The sequence below is a fragment of the Carnobacterium gallinarum DSM 4847 genome (assembly GCF_000744375.1).
In the GTDB taxonomy this organism is placed as follows: Bacteria; Bacillota; Bacilli; order Lactobacillales; family Carnobacteriaceae; genus Carnobacterium; species Carnobacterium gallinarum.
Window position 1 is genome coordinate 1366780 of record NZ_JQLU01000005.1, and the last position, 24852, is coordinate 1391631.

The window sequence follows — 24852 nt, forward strand, 5'->3', positions numbered from 1 at the left end:
TGTAAAAGTCAGAGAATGCTGAATAAGCATCTCTGGCTTTTTTTGTGCCTAAATGTCAATGGGAATAAAAAACATAATTCTTGAAATGTTTAGTTATTTTAAAAAACATTACCATGTTAATAAATAAAAAAGTTGTTTTTATAAAAAATGAAAAAAACAAGTGAAAAAATGAGCAAAAAAAGAAAAAACAATGAGAAAACCATTAGTGACAAGCTTTTGTAAGTTGTTTGTGAGTGACGTTAAATACTTGTATATATAAGTATTTAACGCCGTTTTTTAATGGATTCAAAAAAATAAGAGTTTATATTAGATTTAATTTTTGTAATGGAGTATTATAACCATGATGATAAGGGTGTATTTGTGAAGTAGATATGAAACGCTTTTTATTTTTAATTTTTTTGTTATTTTTATTACAAAAATAATTTTGACGGGGAGGGGATTAAGATGGAGAGTAAAAAAAAGATTGCTACTATGCTGATAGTTTTTTTATTCTGTATTTCTCCAGTAGTTAGTGGCGAGGCATCTGTATTTGCCACTGATGAAACTGAACCATCAACCGTTGGATGTGGGATAACAGCGGATAGTTCTCCCGTTGAAGATTCGGCAAAGATGAGCCCAAATCAACTGCCACCGTCACTTCAAGCGAATTCGGCTGTTACGGAAGACCCTGCAATGGATACTTCCCAAATGAATCAAGAAGTTGAAGTTCCGAATAGTGAAATGAAGGAAATGCAAGAAACAGATGTGATGCCATCAAATACGCACCCTGATCCGAAATTGATTGCATTAGGAACTAGTAAATTGACTGCCGAGTATTTAATTGGTAGTTGTGGTCAAGGAGTGGGACACATTGCTTATGAATATGTGCCGTTGGCTAGTTTAGCGTTTAATGATACGCCGATGATTGTCATCCAACTTCCTAGTGAAATAGCGAATCAACTAAATGGGAGCACGGCAAATCAAGCGATTTTTTTATCTAAATTAACAGGAACCATCACCATTCCAAATGGACTTTTGTTTAATCAAGACATTGATTTACATGCAGCAACAACAGCTTTTAGTTTAAGTTATAACGCAAAATACGGTGCGATTGTGGTTACATTTGCAACAACAGCGGCTTCTGTAGGTATTTTGAATAAGTGGAAGGCGGATATTAAATTCGATGTGGTGACGCTGTATAAAAATGGAATTACTATTCCTGCTGCCATAAATGGTTCTAATTATCCAGTGGTTGCTGATTTTAATAGTAGTGCTGATGGGATTAGCTTGGTCACAGGAAATAGTAAGGCAGGAGTGATTGCAGCATCGACAATGTCTTTGGGAACTTGCCCAATAGTAAAAGTAGATGCGCCGAGTTTAACTAGTCCGATTTTGAATAATCAAACAAGGGTTACTGGTCGGTTTGCTCAAACGCAAGATAGCGCTTATACCTATACTGTTAATTTATCGATTCAACGGGTGGATGGAACAGCTTCGCCACCGATTTTAACAAATATCTTAATTGGTAGTGATGGAAATTTTTCAGTAGATATTCCAGCAGCAGTTGAGTATTTAGATTCAGTAATGGCGACTGTGACAGCCAAATCCAAGACAACTACCGAGATTTATCAAAGCTTACCTAGCAGTTCGATTCAAGTTAGTTGGCCATTAGTTTCTCCGGTGCTAAATCAAGTCACCGTTGGAACAACCGCGATTACGGGTTCAGCTCTACAAACAACAGGAGGTACTTATAAATCACGATTGCAGATTAATAATAATGTGAGTCGTGAGCAAATCATTAATTTACCAGTCAATGGAGCCTACTCTTTTACAGCCAATCCAGCTATTCAAGGGGGAGATTTAGTAGCTGTTTCCATTCAAGGATATAGCGCACGAACAGGAAAATTGCTTATTGAAACACCGGTTGTTGCCCAAACGGTGTCCTTTATTAACCCCTCATTGACGATTACTCAAGTCTTAGAACGGCAAAATAGTCAAGGTTTGTGGGAAGTAGCTCCTTCGGTAGTAACCGGTCAAGTTATTCGTTATACCTCAACCGTTACTCTAACAAATGCCAATGCAATATGGAATCAGCAACGTTTACAAGACTGGATTCCTGCTGGATTAACCAACTATGCCAATGCACAAGTAGTGAAAAAGAATGCTGATGGAAGTCTTGTGAATCTAGGAGCGCCTTTATTAGTTGCGAATCCAGCAAGTCCATCATTGCAAGGCTGGAACTATCAAAATAGTTTATCAGCAAATAATTTAACGCAAGCCAATCAGGCTTTGATTTTGCAATATACGGCTACGGTAAGTGATGGTGCGTTAAATAAAAACCTAGTTCATTCAATTTTTTTAGATGGAATGAATGGTGGGGGACAGAGTATTACTCAGCAAAGTAGTAGTCAGACTATGTTGGTTGGTAATGGAACATTGCGATTTATTCAAGTTCCAACGACAATTGAATTTAAAAATTTGGCAGTTCCGATAAAGCCAACCGTTTATAATCGCACGAATTTATCCAATATATTAACTGTGGCAGATGGACGAATTAACAAAAGTCAGTGGCATCTATATGTTAGAGAGGCTCAGCCATTAACGTCTTTGACGAACCAGATTATACCAGGGGCTTTTGTTTACAGTCAAAATGGTGTGGATAAGCCAATCAATCAAACTAGTTTAGAAGTAATGGCGTATACCTCGCCAGATGCCAGTAATGTCAATCTGAATTGGCAAACGAACGAGGGAATTCGCCTGAATTTAACACCAGGTCCCAATCTTAATGTCAATCAAAAGTATCAAGGCAGTTTAGAGTGGATACTTAGTGATGCGCCTATTTAGCTAGTAGTTTAGTCAAAAAGGACAAGTAAGAAAACAAGATACAATCTGATTTTGGTTTGGCTTCCTTAAAAAAGGAGAGAGATAAATAAAAAAGGGAAAGAGGCGTTTGTTATGAAAAAAAGAAATATGGTTACGTTTACAATGGTTAGTTTACTGGCTCCGCTATTTTTAATAGGGAGTGGAGATTCAGTATTAGCAGCGACGGCAGGAACAATGAATTCAATCTCTGATGTTACATTTACTCAAGATACCGCAATCACTCCCCCAGTCAATCCGTTAGATCCAACTGATCCAGTTACTCCAGTCGATCCAGCCAATCCCAATGACCCTCATAGTCCTGGAACAGCAGGTCCGCTAAGTATTGATTATGTATCTAATTTTCATTTTGGCAGTCAAACCGTGCAAACCAAAGACAGTCTTTTTTATGCCAAATTAGATGCCGTGAAGGAAGTCTCTAGTGGCAACACAATTTCCGTTCCTAACTATGTCCAAGTAACAGATAAACGTGGATTAAATACTGGTTGGAAATTAACAGTCAAACAAAATGGTCAATTTAAAACAGCAGACACGACTCCGGCAACGTTGACAAATGCAGTCTTAACCTTAAATAAGGCAACGACTAAATCACAATTGAGTTTGACATTGGCTCCTGTTACTTCGATTGCAATTCTTGATCCAACTGGGACGGCTTCTTCAACTGTAGCTGTAGCAGCACCAGCAACGGGGATGGGAACATGGATATCTTCATTTGGTAGTGATACAACAACTGGAGCGCAAGCGATTAGTTTAGCTGTACCGTTAACAACAGCTAAAGTTCAAAATAGCCAATACAAAACTTCCTTAACTTGGAATTTAGAGGATAGCCCTCTTTAATCTAAATTGTTGAAGAAAATATTAGAAGTAAGCGAGGGAGAAGCAATGAAACACATTATAAAAGGGGTATTTTTACTAGGAATAAGTAGTTGTTTTTTTGGAATAGCGCCGCAAGTTAGTTTGGCTCATGAAATGAATTTTGCTGTTAAAGCTATTTTGCCAGAGAATCAACGCAATAAGGAACAAAGTTATTTTGATTTACGAATGACGGCGGGACAGGAACAAGTTCTACAAGTCGAATTACAAAATGAAACAGATCAAGATATTATCGTTGAAACAACGGCTAATACGGCAACGACTAATGATAATGGCATTGCTGATTATACCAATTCAACTAGTAAAAAAGATTCTAGCTTAGCCTTCTCCTTCGCTGAAATAGCAACTGTTCCAAAAGAAACAGTTGTCCCTAAAAAATCAACACAAACGTTGGAAGTGACTTTGAAAATGCCAACGAAAGAATTTGATGGTTATCTTTTAGGTGGGCTTTATTTTAAAGAAAAAGATACGACTGAAAAGAATGCTGAAAGTAAGGATAGTGTGGCGATTGAGAATAAATTTGCCTATACGATTGGTGTTTTATTAAGCGAAACGGATCAAGATATTAAACCGAAACTGGCGTTGAATGATGTGAAGCCAAGTCAGAAGGTTGGTCACAATGTTGTGTTGCTGAACATTCAAAACCAAAATCCGGCGATGGTTCAAAAAATGCGAGTTGAAGCAAAGGTCTATGCTGCGGATAAGAAGGAAGTTCTATATGCAAAACAACAAGATAATCTGAAAATGGCACCTAATTCTAATTTTAATTATAGCATTCCTTTAGATGATCAAGCATTTAAACCAGGTAATTATCAAGTGGAGTTAACTGCAAATGATGGCTACCGAGATTGGAAAATGAGTAAAGATTTTGTTGTGAAATCTGATGTTGCAGATAAATACAATAAAACATCATTGGATGTTCAGGCAAAACCACGGGATTATAGCTGGTTCTTCTTAGGTGGCGGAGTGGTTTTGATTATTGCAGTAGGTAGTTTCGCCTATTGGAGTGGTCGTCGTAGTCAAAAAATACGATAAAGCTAAATGAGGTCACTAAGAAAACGATAAGGAGGGGGATCAATTAACTAAAATGAGCAAAATTTTTAAGAGTGAAATGGATGTTGGGAGGAGATTGATCAACAAGTAGTGAGTGAGATTGATAGATGATTGAATTTTAGATTATTCGATTTAAATAGAGGTTTGTTGTTTTATCATTGTTTGATTGAAATGGAGTAGTTAAAGATTGTTTTAAAATAAGGAGGAATAGAGCTATGGTTAGTCGGAGTAAAAACGAGGGAAATCAGAAACATCATTTAGGCAAAAAAGTGTTGCATAAAGCCGTAATTATTACAGCAACTTCGGCTTTGTTATTTTCACCAGCGGCCCCGATTTTTCAAAATGGCCAGTTCTTAGGTATTCAAAATCAAACAGCACAAGCAGCAGGGTTAGCCGATGTAAGTATTTTAGGAAATAATACATTAGTTTCAAATAATGGAACAAATCTAAGCCCAAATGCACAAGGGAATTATGATATCGACTTAACTTTTTCTGGGCAAGCCTTAGCTAGTGTTGGTTTAGCGGATCCTAAAGTAGTGGTCTTTAGTTTACCACCTGAACTACAAGGAAAAGTAGTTGGCGGCGCAACTATTAATATAGATGCCAATTTATTGCCAATTACACCTGGAAATGTTCCTGGTGTTCATGAAGTTATTGGAACAATCGGCGCAGCAATTAATGCGTTAGATGTAGCAGCGAAACCATTAGGTGTGAATCTTGACGCATTGAAAACAGCATTTCAATCTATTCAAAATGCTCAAACTTTAGGTGCATACCAAGAATCATTACCAGGAGTCGTCTCAGCAGATGGTAAATCAATTAGTGTTGATTTTACTGATGGTTTTGGGAACTATGTTCGTAAAGCATTTGCTGGAACATTTCTTCCGTTAGAACAAGCTGTCAATCAGTTATCTTTTTCAGGTTTAATAGGGCTTACTTTAAATCCTTTACTAAATACGTTAAAGGCAGCGCTTAATCCTGTATTTGCCTTAGTTAATAATATTGCGAATGGTAGTAGTAATGTTTTAAATGAATTCTTAAGTGTGAATTTATTGGCAGGCACAAGCTATGAAGCTACATTTACCGTTTCTAAACCCGATGCAGCTCAAGCAACCATTCACGCAGCTGCAGTGAAAAGTACAGTCATTGATTTAGCTCTTTTGGGAGATATCAATAGTGAGGGAGCAAATGTAACATTAAACTTTGCGAACCCAGCATGGGATAACTATCTGATTAATCAACCAACAGTGAACCCAGTTCATGTAGGGGATACAAGTATTAGTGGGAATGTTGTATTGACCCAACCAATTCCAGCAGGATCAACTTTTGACGCAATCATCACGTTAGCAGATGGTAGCCAAGTAACTGCACCAGTTAATCCAGATGGTAGTTTTTCAGTTCCTTTAGGTGGCAAACAACTTGCAGCAGGGAATGTTTTATCAACTATTATTGAAGGAACAAATGGCGGTGTAGTTAAAGATAGTACTGCTACTGCAACAACTGTTTTAGCGGTTAGTAATCCTGAGTGGGATGCTTATGTTGTAGCTCCGCCAGTAGTTACTCCGGTTCATGTTGGAGATACCTCTTTAACTGGATCAGTAGTGTTAACTCAACCAATTCCAGCTGGTACAACATTTAACGCAATTGCAACATTACCAGATGGCTCAACAATCAACGGAACAGTAGGGGCAGATGGAGCGATTTCAATTCCATTTGGCAGTTATGTTCCTAAAGTGGGCGATGTCATTTCGACAATTGTTGAAGGAACAAATGCAGGTGTGATTAAAAATAGTGTACCGATTACAACAACTGTTACAAATCCAGCATGGGATAACTATGTTGTGGCTCCGCCAGTGATTGCACCAGTTTATTCAGGGGATACAAATGTAACTGGAACAGTAGCATTAACCCAACCAATTCCAGCTGGTACAACATTTACTGCGATTGTTACTTTACCAGATGGTACTAAAGTAACTGCACCGGTCAATGGCGATGGCAGTATTTCGGTTCCTTTAAATGGTTACGATTTGAAAAAAGGGGACACTCTTTCGACGATTGTTGAAGCAACAAATGATGGAGTGACGAAGGATAGTGTCGCAGTGTCTTCAACTGTTACAAATAATCCAGCAGATTGGTTGAATTATGTCATTACTACACCAATCATTGAGCCGCTTTATACAGATGCAACAAGTATCAATGGTTCTATTGTTTTGACTACGCCGATTCCAGATGGTGCTAGCTTTACAGCAATTGCAACATTACCAGATGGCAGTCAAATTACAGCGCCGGTCAATGGCGATGGCAGTATTTCACTTCCTTTGAATGGGAAAACGCTAGCCGTTGGTGAGGACGTGTCGATCGTAGTTCAAGGTTCATTAGATGGAGTAACGAAAACAAGTGCGACTGTCCATGTAATAGTTCAAGCTGTTAGCAATCCAGAATGGACAAATTATATTGTAGCAGCACCAGTTATGGATCCGATTCGTGAAGGCGATACAAGCTTAACGGGTAAGGTTACACTCAATCAACCGATTCCAGTGGGAACCGTCTTTACAGCACAAGTGGCGTTGCCAGATGGAAGTAAAGTAACTGGTTTAGTGGGTCCAGATGGATCGATTACGATTAATTTAGCTGGGAAAATGTTAACAGCTGGTCAAACTCTTTCGACAACGGTTCAAGCAAAATATGGACTAGAGGGTAAAGAAAGTTCAGCATATGTTTCAACTGTATTACCTGTACTAGTTGATCCAGAATGGACGAATTATGTAGTAGCGACACCAACAATTAATCCAGTTCGTGTTGGAGATACGACAGTGACCGGAATGGTAACGCTAAATACACCAATTCCAGTTGGTACAACATTTACAGCAAATATTACTTTACCTGACGGTTCAATTGTATCTGCACCAGTGAATGCAGATGGTATGATTTCAGTTGATTTAGGTGGAGCGGTATTAGCAGCTAATGACACATTGACAACGGTTATTCAAGCGAAATATGGTACCGATGGCAAAAATAGTCCAAGTGTTAGCACAACGGTGTTAGCTAAAGAAACTGATCCAGAATGGACGAATTATGTAGTGGCAACGCCAGTCATTGATCCTATTTATAATGATGCGACAAAAGTAACAGGAATGGTAACGTTAGCACAACCAATTCCAGTAGGCACAACATTTACAGCCGTAGTTACTTTGCCAGACGGTAGTCAAGTGAATGCAGTTGTCAATCCAGATGGCGCGATTTCAGTTGATTTGGGCGGCTACGTCTTGAAACCAGGTGATTCAGTTTCAACGGTTATTCAAGCAAAAAATGGAACAGATGGGAAAAATAGCCCAACAGTTACCTCAACAGTTATGGCAAAAGATACAAATCCAGAATGGACGAACTATGTTGTAGCGAATCCAGTGATCAATCCAGCATTTGATGGAGATACTGCTATTGCAGGAAAAGTAACCTTAAATCAACCAATTCCAGCTGGAAGTAGTTTTGTGGCGAGTGTCACATTACCAAATGGATCAGTGATTACAGTGGATGTTCAAAATGACGGTACAATTTCTCTAGCTGATTTAGGTGGATATGTGCTGAAAACAGGTGATACCTTCTCAACAATTGTTAAGGGAACCAATAATGGGATTACTAAGGAAAGTCAAACTGTTACTACAACAGTTCAAGCACAACCAGGCAATACTGAATGGGAAAAATATATTGTGGCAACGCCAATTATTGCTCCGGTTCATGCAGATGATACAAGTGTAACTGGAACGGTGACGCTAAATACACCAATTCCAGCTGGTACAACATTTAAAGCGATTGTTACTTTACCAGATGGAACAAAAGTGAATGCAGTCGTGAATCCTGATGGCGCGATTGATGTTCCGCTTAACGGGTATGTATTAAAAGCAGGGGATACAATCCAAACTCTAATTGAAGCTACGAATAATGGCGACATGAAGAACAGTGATACGATCTCTACGACTATTTTAGCTCCAACAGTTGATCCAGAATGGACGAATTATATCGTAGCAAGCCCAGTGATTGATGCCGTTTATGACGATGCAACCACTGTAACTGGAAATGTGACATTAACTCAACCAATTCCAGCTGGTACAACATTTACAGCGACAGTTACTTTACCTGATGGAAGTACAGTCAATGCAACAGTGAATCCAGATGGTGCGATTTCAGTAGATTTAGGTGGCTATGTTCTAAAAGCTGGGGACACATTATCAACAGTGATCCAAGCAAAAAATGGCATTGAAACGAAAACAAGTGCAAAAGTAGATACAACTGTAATGGCAAAAGATGGAAATCCTGATTGGACAAATTATGTCGTGGCAGCACCAACTGTTGACCCCGCTCATGCAGGCGATACTAAAATCACTGGTTCTGTGACATTAACTCAACCAATTCCAGCCGGTACAACATTTACAGCGATTGTCACTTTACCTGATGGAAGTCAATTGAGTGCGCCAGTGAATCCAGATGGCAGCATTTCAGTAGATTTAGGCGGCAAAACAATTAAAGCAGGCGACACATTAATCACTTATGTGGAAGCGATGAATGCAGGAAAAACAAAAGATAGTGGAAAAATTACCACAACCGTATTAGCTCCTGATGGAAATCCTGATTGGGATAATTATGTAGTGACGGCACCAGTTGTGAATCCAATTCGCGAAGGCGATACAAGTATCACAGCTTCAGTAATATTAACCCAACCAATTCCAGCCGATACAACATTTACAGCGATTGTTACTCTACCAGATGGTAGTATCTTGACAGCGCCAGTGAATCCAGATGGAAGCATTACAATTGAGTTGAACGGGAAAACATTAGTTGCAGGTACAATGGTAACCACTTATGTGGAAGGTATGAATGGTGGAACAACAAAAGATAGTGCTAAAATCACGTCAACGATCTTACCAAAAGTAACAACAGATTGGGATAATTATGTAGTAGCAGCACCAACAGTTACTCCAATTCGTGCAGGTGATGCAACTATTACAGGTTCCGTTACGCTAGCACAACCAATTCCAGTCGGTACAACATTTACCGCAATTGCAACTTTACCAGATGGTAGCCAAGTTAGTGGGTTAGTCAATCCAGATGGAACAATTAGTATTGATTTAGGTGGAAAAGCATTAGTAGCCAACGATATTGTCAAAGTATATGTGGAAGGTATGAATGCTGGTTCAACAAAAGACAGTGCTAAAATTGCAGTTACTGTTCTACCTTCAGTATGGGATGACTATGTGGTAACTAAACCAACAATTAATCCAGTAAAAGCTGGCGATAAAGAAGTAACCGGTTCAGTAACAATAACTCAACCAGTTCCAGCTGGCACAACGTTTGAAGCAGTTGTGACGTTACCAGATGGCACAAAAGTAACAGGCACAGTAGCAGCAGACGGCACAATCAAAGTTGATTTAGGTGACGCTGTTCTTAAAGAAGGCGATACAATTTCAACAATTGTTCAAGCAACAAATGATGGAAAAACAAAAGATAGTGATCCAGTTGTCACAACAATTGACCCAGCAGCGACAACAGATTGGGACAATTATGTGGTGAACAAACCAACAATTAACCCAGTTAAAGTTGGGGATAAAGAAGTAACCGGTTCAGTAACAATAGCTCAACCAGTTCCAGCTGGCACAACGTTTGAAGCAGTTGTGACGTTACCAGATGGCACAAAAGTAACAGGCACAGTAGCAGCAGACGGCACAATCAAAGTTGATTTAGGTGACGCCGTTCTTAAAGAAGGCGATACAATTTCAACAATTGTCCAAGCAACAAATGATGGGAAAACAAAAGATAGTGATCCAGTTGTCACAACAATTGACCCAGCAGCGACAACAGATTGGGACAATTATGTGGTAACTAAACCAACAATTAACCCAGTTAAAGCTGGGGATAAAGAAGTAACCGGTAAAGTTGAATTAACAAAACCAGTTCCATCTGGCACAACGTTTGAAGCAGTTGTGACGTTACCAGATGGCACAAAAGTAACAGGCACAGTAGCAGCAGACGGCACAATCAAAGTTGATTTAGGTGACGCTGTTCTTAAAGAAGGCGATACAATTTCAACAATTGTTCAAGCAACAAATGATGGAAAAACAAAAGATAGTGATCCAGTTGTCACAACAATTGACCCAGCAGCGACAACAGATTGGGACAATTATGTGGTGAACAAACCAACAATTAACCCAGTTAAAGTTGGGGATAAAGAAGTAACCGGTTCAGTAACAATAGCTCAACCAGTTCCAGCTGGCACAACGTTTGAAGCAGTTGTGACGTTACCAGATGGCACAAAAGTAACAGGCACAGTAGCAGCAGACGGCACAATCAAAGTTGATTTAGGTGATGCCGTTCTTAAAGAAGGCGATACAATTTCAACAATTGTTCAAGGGATGAATAATGGGAAAACGAAAGATAGTGATCCAGTTGTCACAACAATTGACCCAGCAGCGACAACAGATTGGGATAATTATGTGGTGAACAAACCAACAATTAATCCAGTTAAAGCTGGCGATAAAGAAGTAACCGGTAAAGTTGAATTAACAAAACCAGTTCCAGCTGGCACAACGTTTGAAGCAGTTGTGACGTTACCAGATGGCACAAAAGTAACAGGCACAGTAGCAGCAGACGGCACAATCAAAGTTGATTTAGGTGACGCCGTTCTTAAAGAAGGCGATACAATTTCAACAATTGTTCAAGCAACAAATGATGGAAAAACAAAAGATAGTGATCCAGTTGTCACAACAATTGACCCTGCAACGGATAGTTCAGATTGGGATAATTATGTAATCAATAAACCATCTGTTAATCCAGTTCATGTTGGGGATACTGAAGTCACAGGTGAGGTTGAATTAACAAAACCAATTCCAGATGGTTCAGGTTTTGAAGTCATTGTGACATTACCCGGTGGAACAACAGTAACTGGAACATTAAATGATGATGGAACATTTACTGTAGATTTAGGTGATACAGTTCTAAAAGATGGTGATACCATTTCAACAATCGTTCAAGGAACAAATAACGGAAAAACGAAAGATAGCGATCCAATTGTGACAACGATTGAACCAAAAGTAAATACTGAATGGGATAACTATATTATCAATCGCCCAAGTTTTAATCCAGTTTATGTTGGGGATACAGAAATCACAGGGGAAGCCAATCTAAATATGCCAATTCCGACAGGTACAACATTTATGGCAAATGTAACCTTACCAAACGGAACTGTCCTAGAAGGTGATGTTGCAGTAGACGGTAGCTTTACTGTAAGTTTAGAATCACCAGCTACAGCTTCTTTAGCACAAGTGTTTGCAGCAGGAATGGCGGCAGATGTTTATAGCTTGAAAGCTGGAGATGAAATTACTGCAACGATCACTGGAATGAATGCTGGAGCATCTAAAGTTGGACCAATCGGAAGTGTGATTGTTCAAAATGATTCAGATGGAGAACCAGGAACGGGTGGTAATAATGGCAACAACGGTGGCAATACTGGTGGAACGAATACTGGTAACACTGGAAATAATAGTAATGGTACTAACAATGGCAATATGCAAGTAAACTATGGCAATGGAAGCTACTCGCGTGGAGATAATAAAAATTACCCTCAAACAGGTGAAAAAGATTATTCTGCATTAGAATTGTTTAGTGGATTACTTGTTGGAGCAGCTGCATTGTTCTTATTAAGAAAAAGAAATAAAAAAACAACAAAATAAGAACAGTATAGATGTTTAGATCATTAGAAAACAAAGAAGTGTTTGCTAGATTTTTATCTGGCGAACACTTCTTTGTTTTATAGATTATAAAGTTAGAAATTTTCTTTTTTTTCACGGAAGCTCCGAATATTGTGATTAAAGACCTCTGAAATTACAAGTCCAGAAGCAATAGCACCAGCAATCATTAAAACACGAACAGAGAAACCGATCGCAGTTATATAATCTCCTAATACTAAATTACGAATGGCTTGGTAGGCCAGACCTCCTGGAACTAAAGGAACAATCCCAGGAACATTAAAAATAGTAACGGGTAGTTTTTTGCGTTTAGAGAAAAAGTAGCTAGCTAGTGCAACGATAAAGGCGCCAAGAAATGTTGCAAAAACATCGCCGCCCCCTAAAGCATCTGTAGTCCAAAAGATAATCCAGCCTAACATCCCTGTTAAACCGCAAGTCATTAAAGAACGTTTTGGAACATTTGTAATAATGGCAAATGCAGCAGTCGTTAGAAAGCTAAAGGCTAATTGAATAAAAATTGTAAAAAGCAATCTGATTCCTCCTTAGTAAAATAATTGGAAAACAACGGCAATTCCAATCCCAATCATACAGGCGGTAATGAGTGCTTCCATTCCACGAGCCATACCTGATAGTAGGTGACCGGCTAATAAATCTCGAACAGCATTTGTGATAGCAACTCCAGGAACTAAAGGCATGACGCAACCAATAATCATAGTATCAATACTGACACCTAGACGAAAGTGAACGGCAGCTACTGCGAGAACACCAATAACCAATGAAGCAACTAGCTCTGACAAAAATTTTACTTTAAAAAAATCAGTACTATAGAAAGAAACTGAAAATCCGACTGCACCAATCATACACGTTGCAATAAAATCGTACCATCGACCATCAAATAAAATCATCATAGTACCGCTGACAATTGCGGCAGCTAAGATTTGTAACCAAGCAGGAAAACTCTCGGTATCTTTTTCTAGCTTTTTAAGTCGACTAGATAAATCAGCTAGACTTATTTTATTAGCAGTAAAGTCTCGTGAAAGATCATTGACCTTAGAAACTTTTTCTAAATTAATGGTTCGGCTAGGAATCTGTTGCATTTTTAAACCAGTTTCCCCTTCCAGTCCCATGAAAATTCCAGTAGGTGTTACAAAACTAATGCCGGTATGCCCATTTAAATTAGCAGCAATTCGGTTCATTGTATCTTCTACGCGATACATTTCAGCACCACTTTCTAACATAATCTTCCCAGCCAATAGGCAAGTATCTAATAGCAAATCAATTGATTTATTGGACATTAGTCGGTGCCTCCTAAAATTATTTTACTAGTCTAAAGGATTACAAAATAAAGACTATGACATTACCTTAATAGTACCGTAAAAAAAGATTTCGAGCTAGTATTTTTCACGGTGTTTTAGTCTAAAAGCTAAGTTTTTATGAAACTGTTTTATGTCACGGGTATCGTTTTTTTAGTAAAGAAATTATCCAATAAAATCTAATTAGTATTGAGCTAGTTATGTAAAGAAGGATTAATTCTAATTGAAATAATAGCATTCTTTTGGTGTCAGAGTGAAAATTAATGAATTTGAATTTTGGGGTTTTTGTTATTAAATAACGAGGTAGTGTTTATTTAATTGTACTTGTGCATTTTATAAGTAGATTAAACAATGCTACTAGTTCTAAAATAACTTTTATTTAATCAAACGAACGTTTTGTTTTATTAAATTGGAAATATGCTGTAATATAACCAGTATGATAGTTATAGATAATATAATCTAAAATTTATGATTAGTTTGAATAGAAAACAGAATATTTATACAGATATTTTTTCAAAAATACAAAACACTGTGGCAAACTCTGAAATGAACAAATGAGAGAATAGTTATCTAGAATTTATTTTAAGAATGAAAGTTTCTTGAAATGACAAAAAGAAAGCGATTTCTTTTGTGGGTTAAAGTTCAGTTTTTCACAATAATAATAATCTGTATTTAAAAAATAAATTGATTTTAGTTCGTGCAAGAATAGAAGACGTAAATAAGTTGGTGATTGACTGAAATGCTTAGATAATTGAGGTGTCTGTTTTAATTTTAGAATGATTCATAGTAAGGGTTACTTATCAAAAATGTCTACCATAAGAATTTTTTTAGTGTAAAAAAATAGGGATATGCACCATAGTCAGAAAAACTAAATTTTATAATAAAGTAGCTAAATTATTTCTTGTTGAATGAGTGGGAAAACAAAGATTATAAGGAGTTTGTGAATTAAAATGTTAATATGTTTATTTTTCTGGAAATTTCAAAAAAAAAAAGAAAGTGCCTAATACGACTTCTAATATACTGTGACAGAATTGTATGCATATAATGAGATATTCATTTTTTTTATAGATTATGTTTTTATTGAAACTATTTAAAATAACAGAGGGATAATTTAAGCGGATTTTAGATTATCAAAGGAGATAATTATGATGGAACAATTTTGGGATAAGATTTCATTAAGAAAAATGAAAATTTTGAATTATTTAAATTTAAAAAAAAAATCAGTATATGTACGTGAATTAACGGAATACATTGGCTGTACGGATAAAACCTTATTTAAAGCAATGGATTTATTAGAACAAGATTTAAAAAGATGGAATGCAGAAATAAAATTGATTCGTATTGGAAAATTTGAATTTAAATTAGAAAAAGAAAATTATTTTTCTTTAGATATTATCAAACTTGAGTATTTAAAAGAAAGCTATATATTCAAAGCTTTTGATGAAATATTTCAACATAAATTTGGCGATATCACAACTTTTTCAAATAATAATTACATTAGCTATTCAGTAGTTTACAGCCGATTTAATGAATTAAAACCATTTTTAGAAAAGTTTGACTTGGACTTTAAAGCTAATAGTCGTTATCAGTTGGAAGGCTCTGAAAAGCAGATTAGGTATTTTTATATCTTATTTTACTGGTCTTCGTACTTAGGTATGGAGGAGTGGCCCTTTACAGAAGTAAAAAAAGAAGAGTTGGTTATGTTTGTAGAAGAAATCGAAAAAATGCGCAGAAGGCCTTTAGGGATTGCTGAAAAAGAGGTTGTTTATTTCTGGTTGGCCGTTATTTTTACTCGAATTAAATTAGGATGCTTTATTGAAGAATTCGTTTCAGAAAAAGCAATCATCGAAGAGATTGCTGGGATAGGCGATTTGAAAAAACAGGCACTAGATATGTTGAAATTTAGTACAGATATGCCACCTGATTTTTCCCAACAAATTATTGAAAATGAATTAACTTTTTTAATTTTAGTACTATATAGCTGTGAGTATTACCAAGAAGATAGTTTGCTAGTAGAGGAATTAGTTTCTCTTGGAAAGAAAAATACGAGCTTAATTTATCAATCAGCTGATTATTGGATTCAGACACTAACCAAAGTCTTTAGTATTAAACTAACGGTCAGTGAATATGAAGTAGCCTATGCGAATTTAGTCCATTTGCATACTCGAGTTTCAGTTTTCAAAGGTGGTAATTACTTGTTTTTTGATGAAAATCAATTTCAAAAGGATTGGTATCTTGAAGAAGAATTCTCTGATATGGTTGAGCGGTTTTATAACGAGTTGCTGAAAGAACCAAAATTTATCGAAATTTTTTCTCATAAGGAGGAATTATTGTCAAATTACGTTTCTTTAATCCACCAATTTTTTGATGAGACGAAGTTATTTAAACCTGTAAAAGTTCATATTATTTCAATTTATGGTGGAATTGCAACGAAGCATTATGGCGATCTAATTCAACAATCTTCTTATGAACAATTAATTATTGAAAATCAATTAAAACCGGATTTAGACTTGGTTATTTCTGATAGGATGTACCCAGGATTAAAGGAGCTTACAATCCCCATTTTGATTTGGGACACAGTGCCCAAAAAAGAAGACATCCACGCAGCAAAACTTCAAGTTAGAAAAATCAGACTGGAAAAATTAGAAATCAGCCGAAACAAGAAGAAAAAAAGCAATCAGATACGTGAATAAAAAATTTTTCTTATTTTTTAAAAAAATTTAGAATTTCTAAACAAAAAAATTAAAATCAAATAGTTTAAACTAAATTAAGTGAGATGAGTTAGGGCTTAATTACGTTTCTTCTATTTTTTAAATAACGAAAAAATCTAAGTACGTTAAGAAAAAAAGGTTCTATCTTAAATTTTAAGTTGTACTTCATTGTTTTGATTTGACGGATTGTATAGAATCTTTTGAAAATAAAAAAAGTGATGAGGGGAAAGGAGAATAGTTATTAATAAGGAGGAAAAATTATGTTTAAATGGAATAAAAGAAAGAAAGTTGTTCTCTTATTAGTACTATCGTTAACACTATTTTGGAGTGGAAGGGATGCATTTATGCAGTTCTACAATGATCCAAGTAGTAAGGTAAATGCTGATACAGGGATGAATTTAACATCCAATAAAAACGCTCTTCCGATTCATAATCAATTTATTCTAGAGGTTACAAACGAAAAAAGTTCTGATACAGATGATAACTTGATAATGCAGTTGCCAGAGGGCATTCAGTATGTAGAAGATGAGACAATTAGAATGAACGATGGATTAGTTCAACCTGAATCGATTGTTTTTAATCCAGAGCAAGCTGAATTAGTGATACAAACAAATTCAACTGAGAAGCAAACACTGAAAATTGTGCTACAAGGTGAAGTTGTTGGAGATTATCAATTTAAAGCAATAAAAGTATTTGCAGGAAATGAATTAAGCTCACCAACTGTAGCTGTAAAAATTACAGAAGCTACGCAAACAAAAGAAGTTCCACAAGAACAAGAGTCAATTGCACCTCGTGATACTGTTGGAAAAGCAATTTCTTCTGAGACAGATTTAATTGCAGCGCTAACAAGTACAACTGAAACCGAGATGCATTTAACGCAAAGTATCAACTTAACAAAACAAGCAATTGTTACAACGAACAATAAGGTTTTGGACTTAAATGGTTTTACAATCACTGCTTCAGTAGGTTCCTCTGTTACGACTGGTGGGCAAATCGCTATTTATGATGCAACGGGTTCAACTATTACTGCATTTACAATAAAAAACGGTACGATTAATGGCGGTTTACGATCAACTAGTGAAACAAACGCAGGATTTATTAATGCTGTAGGGACGACTCAATCTAATAGTTATAACACCAACGGTTCTGGATATACGAGAAGAGCAAATCGCCCAGAAAATTTGGTCTTTAGTATCGATAATATTACCTACACAGGTGCTGAATTTTTTAACGGAAGTAACAATAATGTTGAAATTCAAAATAATGTCAATCTTACAACTGAATTTTTTAATATTAAAGCTCGAAATGTAACGGCTAAAAATCTATCTAAGTATGTCGGGATTTCTACAGGTTCAACGGTTGGTGATGAAAGTGTAACTAGACGTTATAGTCAACCGGTTTGGATGGGATATGGTCAGGAAAATGGACATGTAAAAAAATTCCAAGTTGATAGAGGTGGTTCAGTTGAATTAAGAAATGAAGGATATCGATCTTCAAATATCTTTACGAATGCCCTTACAGGTTGGACGGATATTCAGATAGATGGAACTTTTGTTGCGAATTCTTATAATCCTGTATTGCGTACGACAGCGAACTACTTTAATTCATCTGCTCCACGGACATCAATCAAGGTCAATCAAGGATCTATATTTAAATTAACCACGACAGGTACAAATACAAGCAACGGTGTGATCTATACGTATCCATTTGCAATGGAAATTGATGATCCACAAGTGTTTGATTTGCGCTTTTTTGGAACTGGGCAATTTATCTATGCCTATACACGATTTAGTCTGTATAGTGATATGAGTTTTACAAATACAAATGTTGCTGTTTGGGATAAATCATCAAGAGGTATCGGAAATCCGTTATCAATGTGGCAAGATTTAAATTATTTGAAAATGTCAAACTTTTCTAATGGTTCAAGAGGAACGATTACCTCAGATAACGCACATGCAGCGACTAATTTTAATATTAATAATTACAGCAGGATTTCTAATGATTTGCTGATGCCTGTATTACTACCTAATTTAACCTTAGATGGCTCAACCTATTTAATTGGAAATAATGTTGTTTCGGTTATTGGTAAAACAGATTATAAAAATCCAGATGCTACTTTAGTTGGCAAAGGTGTGGCTTTTGGAGAAGTTGTCTTAAAAGTTGGTACAAATACACAAACCACTCAAACAGACGCTGCTGGGAATTGGACAATGACCTTCCCTAAATATACAACAGGAGCAACAGGGACTTTGAGAGTTACTGATTCTGATCAACGTTATGCTGAAGTACCTATCAAAATCATCGATACAACACCACCTATTGCAACAGGCAAGCTTTTGAAAACGGAGTTAAATTCAGCAGCGGGTATTCCAACTAATCCAAGAGCGACGCTAACTTCTTTCAGCGATGAAACCACAGCATCGGCAGCTCTTAAAGTCGAATACGTGACTACAGATGCTGAGAGAGCAGACATGATTAAAACAACGGGTGTTAAAACAATTAATTTAGCGGTAACGGATGCTGCTGGAAATAAAACGCCAGTTCAATCAACATTATTAGTTAACTTAACATCTACAACTAATAAAGGTGTCATCATGGGAAATAACTTCCGGATGTCATTATCAGATTGGTCAGCAGATGCGGCAACAAATCGTCAAATTGTTATTGATAAAGGAAATGTAGCTGCATGGTTAATCGATAGCTTCCCAGCAGAAGATGTAACTGCAGATCCTGCTAGATTTACCATTGATACAAGTAGTGTTGGGGCGATAGGGGAAGTTCCATATTCAATTATCTTAGAGGTAGCTGGTGAGAGAAAAGTTATCACTGTTACATTTGAAGATACAACAGTTCCAACGGCAACAGGAATCTTACAAAATGTGAAACAGTTTGATTCAGCGGCGTTAACAAATGCAAATGTGAGATCATTATTGAAAGATTTAAATGATAATGTATCCATTCCGGCAAATATTCATGCGGAATATGTAGCGGGTCAAGACTTTACAGCATTAGTTGCTACAACTGGATTAAAGCAAGTACACGTTAAGATTACAGACGAAGCTAAAAATTCTGCCATTGTTACTGTTCCAGTAATGGTTAGTGATGGGGATATGGCAGCAGGAGACCTTGTGAACATAAGAGCATATAGTTTCACAACAATTGTCGAAAATTATCCGACTACTGAGGTAGAACTTCGGAATATGATTATAACAAAAGCACGTGTTCAAGCGCTTTCTATGCCAGATGGTACAGATATCACGAATACTCCTGAACTAGTAATTGACACTAGTGCAGTTGATGTAACTGCAGGGAAATCTTCACAGATTACCTTAACAGCACGCGATGCACAAAAAGTGATTACGATAACTTTCAAAGATAATGTGAAGCCAACTGCAACAGGAATCTTACAAAAAATTCAGCAATTTGATTCTGAATCATTAACAGAAACACCGCCTAAATCCTTATTGAAGGACTTACAAGATAATAGTTCTACAGCAGATAAAATTACGGCTATTTATGAACCAGGTCAAGATTTTACTAACTTAGTTTCCACATTGGGAGTTAAGAAAGTCACTATTATTATTGAAGATGAAGCAGGAAACAAAAGCTTAATTGAAATACCGATTGTTGTCTATGATGATTCTATGTTGGTAGGAGATCAAGCGACCATTCAAGGATATGATTTTAGAATGTCTGCAGATGATTATCCAAGTACGTCATCTGAGATTAAACAATTGGTGATTGCGAGTGGACGTGTGCAAGCTCTATCTATACCAAGTGGTAGCGATATAACGAACACAGATGAGCTTGTAATTGATACGAGTCAAGTTGTTGTAGGTTCAGGAAAAGTTTCGCCAATCATTTTAACGGTTAGAGATACTCCACCAAAAACAATTTATATAACTTTTAATGATGTTGATGCTCCGACAGGGTCAGGAATCTTACAAAAGATTAGATTGAATGATAAAACAGTTTTACCTGCTAAAGATCCAAAAGCATTAATTCATGATTTAGCAGATAATGCAACATCAACAGCAGATATCGTTGTAGCATACGAACCAAATCAAGACTTTGATGCTTTAGTTGCTTCAGTTGGTTATAAGACAATTCAAGTGAGTGCCACAGACAAAGAAAATAATAAAAGTATTTTCGATGTCCCAGTCTTTGTTTATGACGATAGTATGAATGTGACTGACAATGGCGCTGTTCAAGGGAATGATATTGAAATAAAGTTATCTGATTTTCCAAGTACAAAAAATGATTTGCGGGCAATGATTGTTACAAAAGGTAATCTTAAAGCTTGGCTATTGCCTAGTGGAGTAATGGTTGATCCTAATGATATCGATGCAGTAGAAATTGATACGAGTCAAATTCTACGAGCAGTAGGAACATATCCAGTAACCTTGAAGGTAGCCGATGCAGAAAAAGTTATTCAATTTACTGTTTCACAAGGAACGTTAAATTTTGATGTTCCACCGACAGATATTGAATTTGGGAATCAAGAGATTAAATCAAAATTAGCGATTTATCCACCTACAACAGATGTCTCGATGACTCTGTCTGATACACGTGGAACCGGTACAGATTGGTATCTTTATTTGCAAGTAAGTAAAGATTTAACGTCACTTGTAAGTCCAAATAAAACGATACCTGGTGGCATGTTCTTTGTGAATGAGACGAATCAAGAAATTGATATAAATAGTCAAAATAGTTTAGTTAGAAGTGGACGAGGCTCGTTAACACCAACTAAAACAGATATTTCATGGAATCGAACAGTCAAACAAGGTGTGCTTTTGAAAGTTTTACCAGGACAGGTAAATGCAGGAACGTATACTGGGGAATTGGTTTGGACATTAGCGGATACTCCTGAATAATTTTATTTTATGAAGCGTAAGTGGAAAGGAGAAATAAATGAAGAGAATAGCTATTGTGTTATGTACAATCTTATTATTTTCTTTTAGCTTTCTTTCTATAAAATCAGTGAATGCAGCTAGTGGAACAGAATCAGAGGTTGGAATTTACTTTGACGAAGTAACGATACCAAACCCACCAGAAAATCCAGAACCGCCAGCTACCATTCCACCTACAAAATTACCAAATACAGGTGGAAAATTGCCGCAAACAGGTGTGCAAAAGAGCCAGTCAATGAATATCGCTGTTGTGTTATTCATGGGTGTCGCATTGATTTTATGGAGGAAGTCTAAAAAAGAACAAACAGGGGAGAAATGTAAATGAAGCGGACAAAATTAGTTGTATGGAGTTTAGTAACAGTAGCTGCAAGTAGTCTAATTGCACCACAGGCATTTGCCGGAGAAAATGGAGATACTGTACGTTCGGTAGTTGATATTGAATACATTACAAATACAAATGTAACAAAACCAACAGATCCAACTGCTCCAGGTAATGAAATCAAACCAAATCCAGAAAATCCAGGAACAGGAAATTCAGGACCATTAAGTTTGGATTATGTATCAAAAATAACCTTTGGACAACAAAAATCTAATGGGAATGCTGCAATTTACTATGCAATTAATGACGTTGTTATCAATAAAGATGATTCAAAAAAGGTAGTTCCTAATTATCTACAAGTAACAGATAACCGTGGAAACAACGCTGGTTGGATATTGTCAGTGAAACAAGACGGTCAATTAAAAAATACAACAAGCAATGCAAGATTAGGCAGTGCAGAACTGTCACTTTTAAACTCGACAGTAAATTCAGCAAATACAACTGTAACTGCACCAACACCAATGAAATCAGTTGTTCTAAAATTAGATGCAACTGGTGCAGGTGTAAATTCTACTGTAGTGACTGCAGTAGAAGGAACTGGATCTGGAACGTGGACAAGTATGTTTGGAACCACTGTTGAAGAAGGCATGAAGAGTATTCAGCTATCTGTTCCAGCTGGAACTAAAGTTGAAAAAGGCGCGTATACTACGAGTTTAGTTTGGACGTTAAGTACAGATGCAGGTCAATAAAAATTTACATGATTAAAAGGAGAATGATGTTATGGGTTTAGCAAAAGTAACCTTAATTGGTTTAGTAGCTTTTTCAGCATTAGCGTTGGAAAATATTAGCCAAGCAGTTACTTTGAAATCAAGTGGAGATATCACTTATTTAGAAAATACTACAGAACCAGAATTAGTGGATCCAGAAAAACCGGGAATAGGTGAAAACATTAAACCTGTTGAGCCAAATCCAGGAACGCCTGGTCCACTAAGTATTGATTATGTATCGAATTTCCACTTCAATCAACAAATGATTTCTGGTAATGATGCAACTTACTATTCAACATTAACAGATATTACAGATGCAGATGGTAGTTCAAATCCACGTAAAGTACCAAATTACATTCAAGTAACGGATAATCGTGGTTCAAATGCAGGCTGGTCGTTAGCTGTCAAACAAGAAGGACAATTAACATCAAGTTCAACGAAATCTGTTCTAGAAGGAGCAAAAATTCAAATCAGTAATTTAGCTTCAGATTCTAAGAATAAAGAGAGTGATGGATCTAATGTTCCTAGTCTGGCAACTTCAGTAACAGGGAATAACTATACATTAGTGCCGGGTACATCAGTTGGATTGGTGAATGCAGCCACGGGACAAGGTGTAGGTAGTTGGACAACTTTATTTGGTTCTAATATGGACCATTCAGCAGATACATCCGTTTCATTATTTGTACCAGGTAAAACAGCTAAAGTAAAAGAAGCTTATAAAGCTACTATTTCATGGATCATCTCAGCAGACCCAAGTAACTAAAAATAAATCCATTCTAGGAGGAACAACAATGAAATTAACAAAACTATCAATTATTGGGTTAGTTGCCTTTTCAAGTATATTTGCTGCTTCAACACCAGCATCTGCAGCATTAGAAACAGGTCAAGCAGCTAAAATCACTTCAACTGGATCCATCACAATGCGTTCAGATGGAGATGAAACAGGCGAAAATACTGGAGCATTACGTATTGGAAATGTATCGAATATTACATTTGCGGATCAATTAATCTCTGGGGACAACCAAGTTTATCGTGCAAACTTTAAAGCTGCTGATACAGAAGGAAACTTAAATCCAGATAGCATTCAAGTTATTGACAACCGTGGTTCTAATAAAGGTTGGACTCTACAAGTAAGTAATGATGGTTTTGCTTCAGTAGATGGAACAATTCCTTTAGCAGCAACAAAATTAAAAATCAATGCAACAGGTGCATCAAACTTATCAGGCAACTTGATTCCAACAATTGCAGGTGGCGGGTTGAGAAGCGTTGAATTAGGAGCAGATGGTTTTAAAACTCTTGTGAATTCAAAAGTTAATGAGGGGATCGGGACAACAACAACAACATTTGGAACAGCAACAACAGATGCTGCTACAAAAAATGCGGATATTACTTTGAGCATCCCCGGTTCTTCAGCAAAAGTAAAAGATACAACTTATCAAACAACATTGACTTGGTTATTATTGGACGACCCATCTAACTAATCAATTGAAAAGTTAAACCAAATTTAGGAGGAATAAATAATGAAAATGACAAAATTAGCTGCAGTAGCTTTGGTAACTGGAGCAGGATTTACTTTATTAGCACCACTTGCATGTGCAGATGAAGCTGGGCAAGCATCAAAAGTGACATCAAGCGGAGTCGTAACTTTTGAAAGCACTCCGACAGATCCAAACGGAAACACTGGTCCGCTAAGAATTCAATCTGTTTCAAGTATTGACTTTGGTAGTGTAGGAATTAAAGGGGATACTATGACTTATCCTGCACGCTACTCTGCAACTGAAAAAGAAGATCATTTAGGATCAGATGGTGCTGTAATAAGTACAGATTACTTACCACTAAACATTACAACTGTTGATGATCGTGGTTCAAATGCTGGTTGGCAGTTGCAAGTTACGCAATCTAGACAATTTACTGAATTAGATGCTAGTGGAGCTCTTAAACCAGGCGGCTTAGAATTAAATGGCGCATCAATTAAACTATCAGCTGACAACGCCGTTCGCCCAGAAGACAAAAAAACTGAGCCAGCTGTAACAGTTCCAACTTCTTTTTCAACTAACGTTGTTGTGAACAATAAAATGCAACCATTAGTAAAAGCAAATGTCGGTGAAGGAATGGGAACTTGGAATTCACGTATGGGTTCAGTAGTTGCCGATGCTACCGATGCTAAAAATCCAAATGTCGAACTAACAATTCCGGGTGGAATTCAAATCGTTGAAGCAAGTTATCAAGCAGAATTAACTTGGTTACTGATTGATTCACCAGATCTTACACCAGCATCATAAAAAAATGATAGAAATAAGAGGAGTTTTAA

The 24852-nt window shown here is 36.7% G+C and carries 13 protein-coding genes; 11 read left to right on the forward strand and 2 right to left on the reverse strand.

What is annotated here, in order from left to right; all coding sequences use genetic code 11:
- Positions 1 to 444 precede the first annotated feature (444 nt).
- From BR43_RS11125 to BR43_RS11140, 4 genes are all read left to right on the forward strand, one after another.
- The gene (locus BR43_RS11125) at positions 445 to 2823 is read left to right on the forward strand and encodes a hypothetical protein (RefSeq protein ID WP_051933923.1); all 2379 of its coding nucleotides are present in this window, start codon (positions 445 to 447) and stop codon (positions 2821 to 2823) included.
- Between the two features lie 111 nt (positions 2824 to 2934).
- Entirely contained in the window at positions 2935 to 3696 is a 762-nt protein-coding gene (locus BR43_RS11130; RefSeq protein WP_034562029.1) for a WxL domain-containing protein, read from the forward strand.
- A gap of 45 nt (positions 3697 to 3741) precedes the next feature.
- Positions 3742 to 4767, forward strand: a complete 1026-nt coding sequence (locus BR43_RS11135) for a WxLIP family cell surface protein (RefSeq protein WP_034562030.1) — start codon at positions 3742 to 3744, stop codon at positions 4765 to 4767.
- 233 nt (positions 4768 to 5000) lie between these two features.
- Positions 5001 to 12506 carry an adhesive domain-containing protein gene (locus BR43_RS11140; protein ID WP_051933924.1) on the forward strand — a complete coding sequence of 2502 codons (7506 nt, stop codon included), beginning with the start codon at positions 5001 to 5003 and terminating at the stop codon, positions 12504 to 12506.
- Between the two features lie 92 nt (positions 12507 to 12598).
- Here the strand turns inward: BR43_RS11140 and BR43_RS11145 are convergent, their stop codons facing one another.
- Both BR43_RS11145 and BR43_RS11150 read right to left on the reverse strand, forming a co-directional pair.
- Entirely contained in the window at positions 12599 to 13051 is a 453-nt protein-coding gene (locus BR43_RS11145) for a threonine/serine exporter family protein (RefSeq protein WP_034562032.1), read from the reverse strand.
- Between the two features lie 12 nt (positions 13052 to 13063).
- On the reverse strand, positions 13064 to 13816 hold the full coding sequence (locus tag BR43_RS11150) for a threonine/serine exporter family protein (RefSeq protein WP_034562033.1): 753 nt from the start codon (positions 13814 to 13816) through the stop codon (positions 13064 to 13066).
- Positions 13817 to 14982: 1166 nt separating this feature from the next.
- Here BR43_RS11150 and BR43_RS11155 point away from each other — a divergent pair.
- The 7 genes from BR43_RS11155 (at position 14983) to BR43_RS11185 (ending at position 24823) form a co-directional block, all read left to right on the forward strand.
- Entirely contained in the window at positions 14983 to 16527 is a 1545-nt protein-coding gene (locus BR43_RS11155; RefSeq protein ID WP_034562035.1) for an AcpB/EbpR/MafR family transcriptional regulator, read from the forward strand.
- 278 nt (positions 16528 to 16805) lie between these two features.
- Entirely contained in the window at positions 16806 to 21419 is a 4614-nt protein-coding gene (locus tag BR43_RS11160) for a hypothetical protein (RefSeq protein WP_034562036.1), read from the forward strand.
- Between the two features lie 37 nt (positions 21420 to 21456).
- On the forward strand, positions 21457 to 21780 hold the full coding sequence (locus tag BR43_RS11165) for an LPXTG cell wall anchor domain-containing protein (RefSeq protein WP_034562037.1): 324 nt from the start codon (positions 21457 to 21459) through the stop codon (positions 21778 to 21780).
- A complete protein-coding gene (locus BR43_RS11170; RefSeq protein WP_034562039.1) occupies positions 21777 to 22523 on the forward strand; it encodes a WxL domain-containing protein in 747 nt (248 codons plus the stop codon). The genes BR43_RS11165 and BR43_RS11170 overlap by 4 nt, the downstream gene beginning before the upstream one ends.
- 31 nt (positions 22524 to 22554) lie before the next feature.
- Positions 22555 to 23304: a WxL domain-containing protein gene (locus BR43_RS11175; protein ID WP_034562041.1), complete on the forward strand. Its 750-nt coding sequence runs from the start codon at positions 22555 to 22557 to the stop codon at positions 23302 to 23304.
- A gap of 28 nt (positions 23305 to 23332) precedes the next feature.
- Positions 23333 to 24022 (forward strand): WxL domain-containing protein, encoded by a 690-nt coding sequence (locus tag BR43_RS11180; RefSeq protein ID WP_034562042.1) that lies wholly within the window; start codon positions 23333 to 23335, stop codon positions 24020 to 24022.
- Positions 24023 to 24061: 39 nt separating this feature from the next.
- Positions 24062 to 24823: a WxL domain-containing protein gene (locus BR43_RS11185; RefSeq protein WP_034562043.1), complete on the forward strand. Its 762-nt coding sequence runs from the start codon at positions 24062 to 24064 to the stop codon at positions 24821 to 24823.
- The last annotated feature ends 29 nt before the right edge of the window (positions 24824 to 24852 follow it).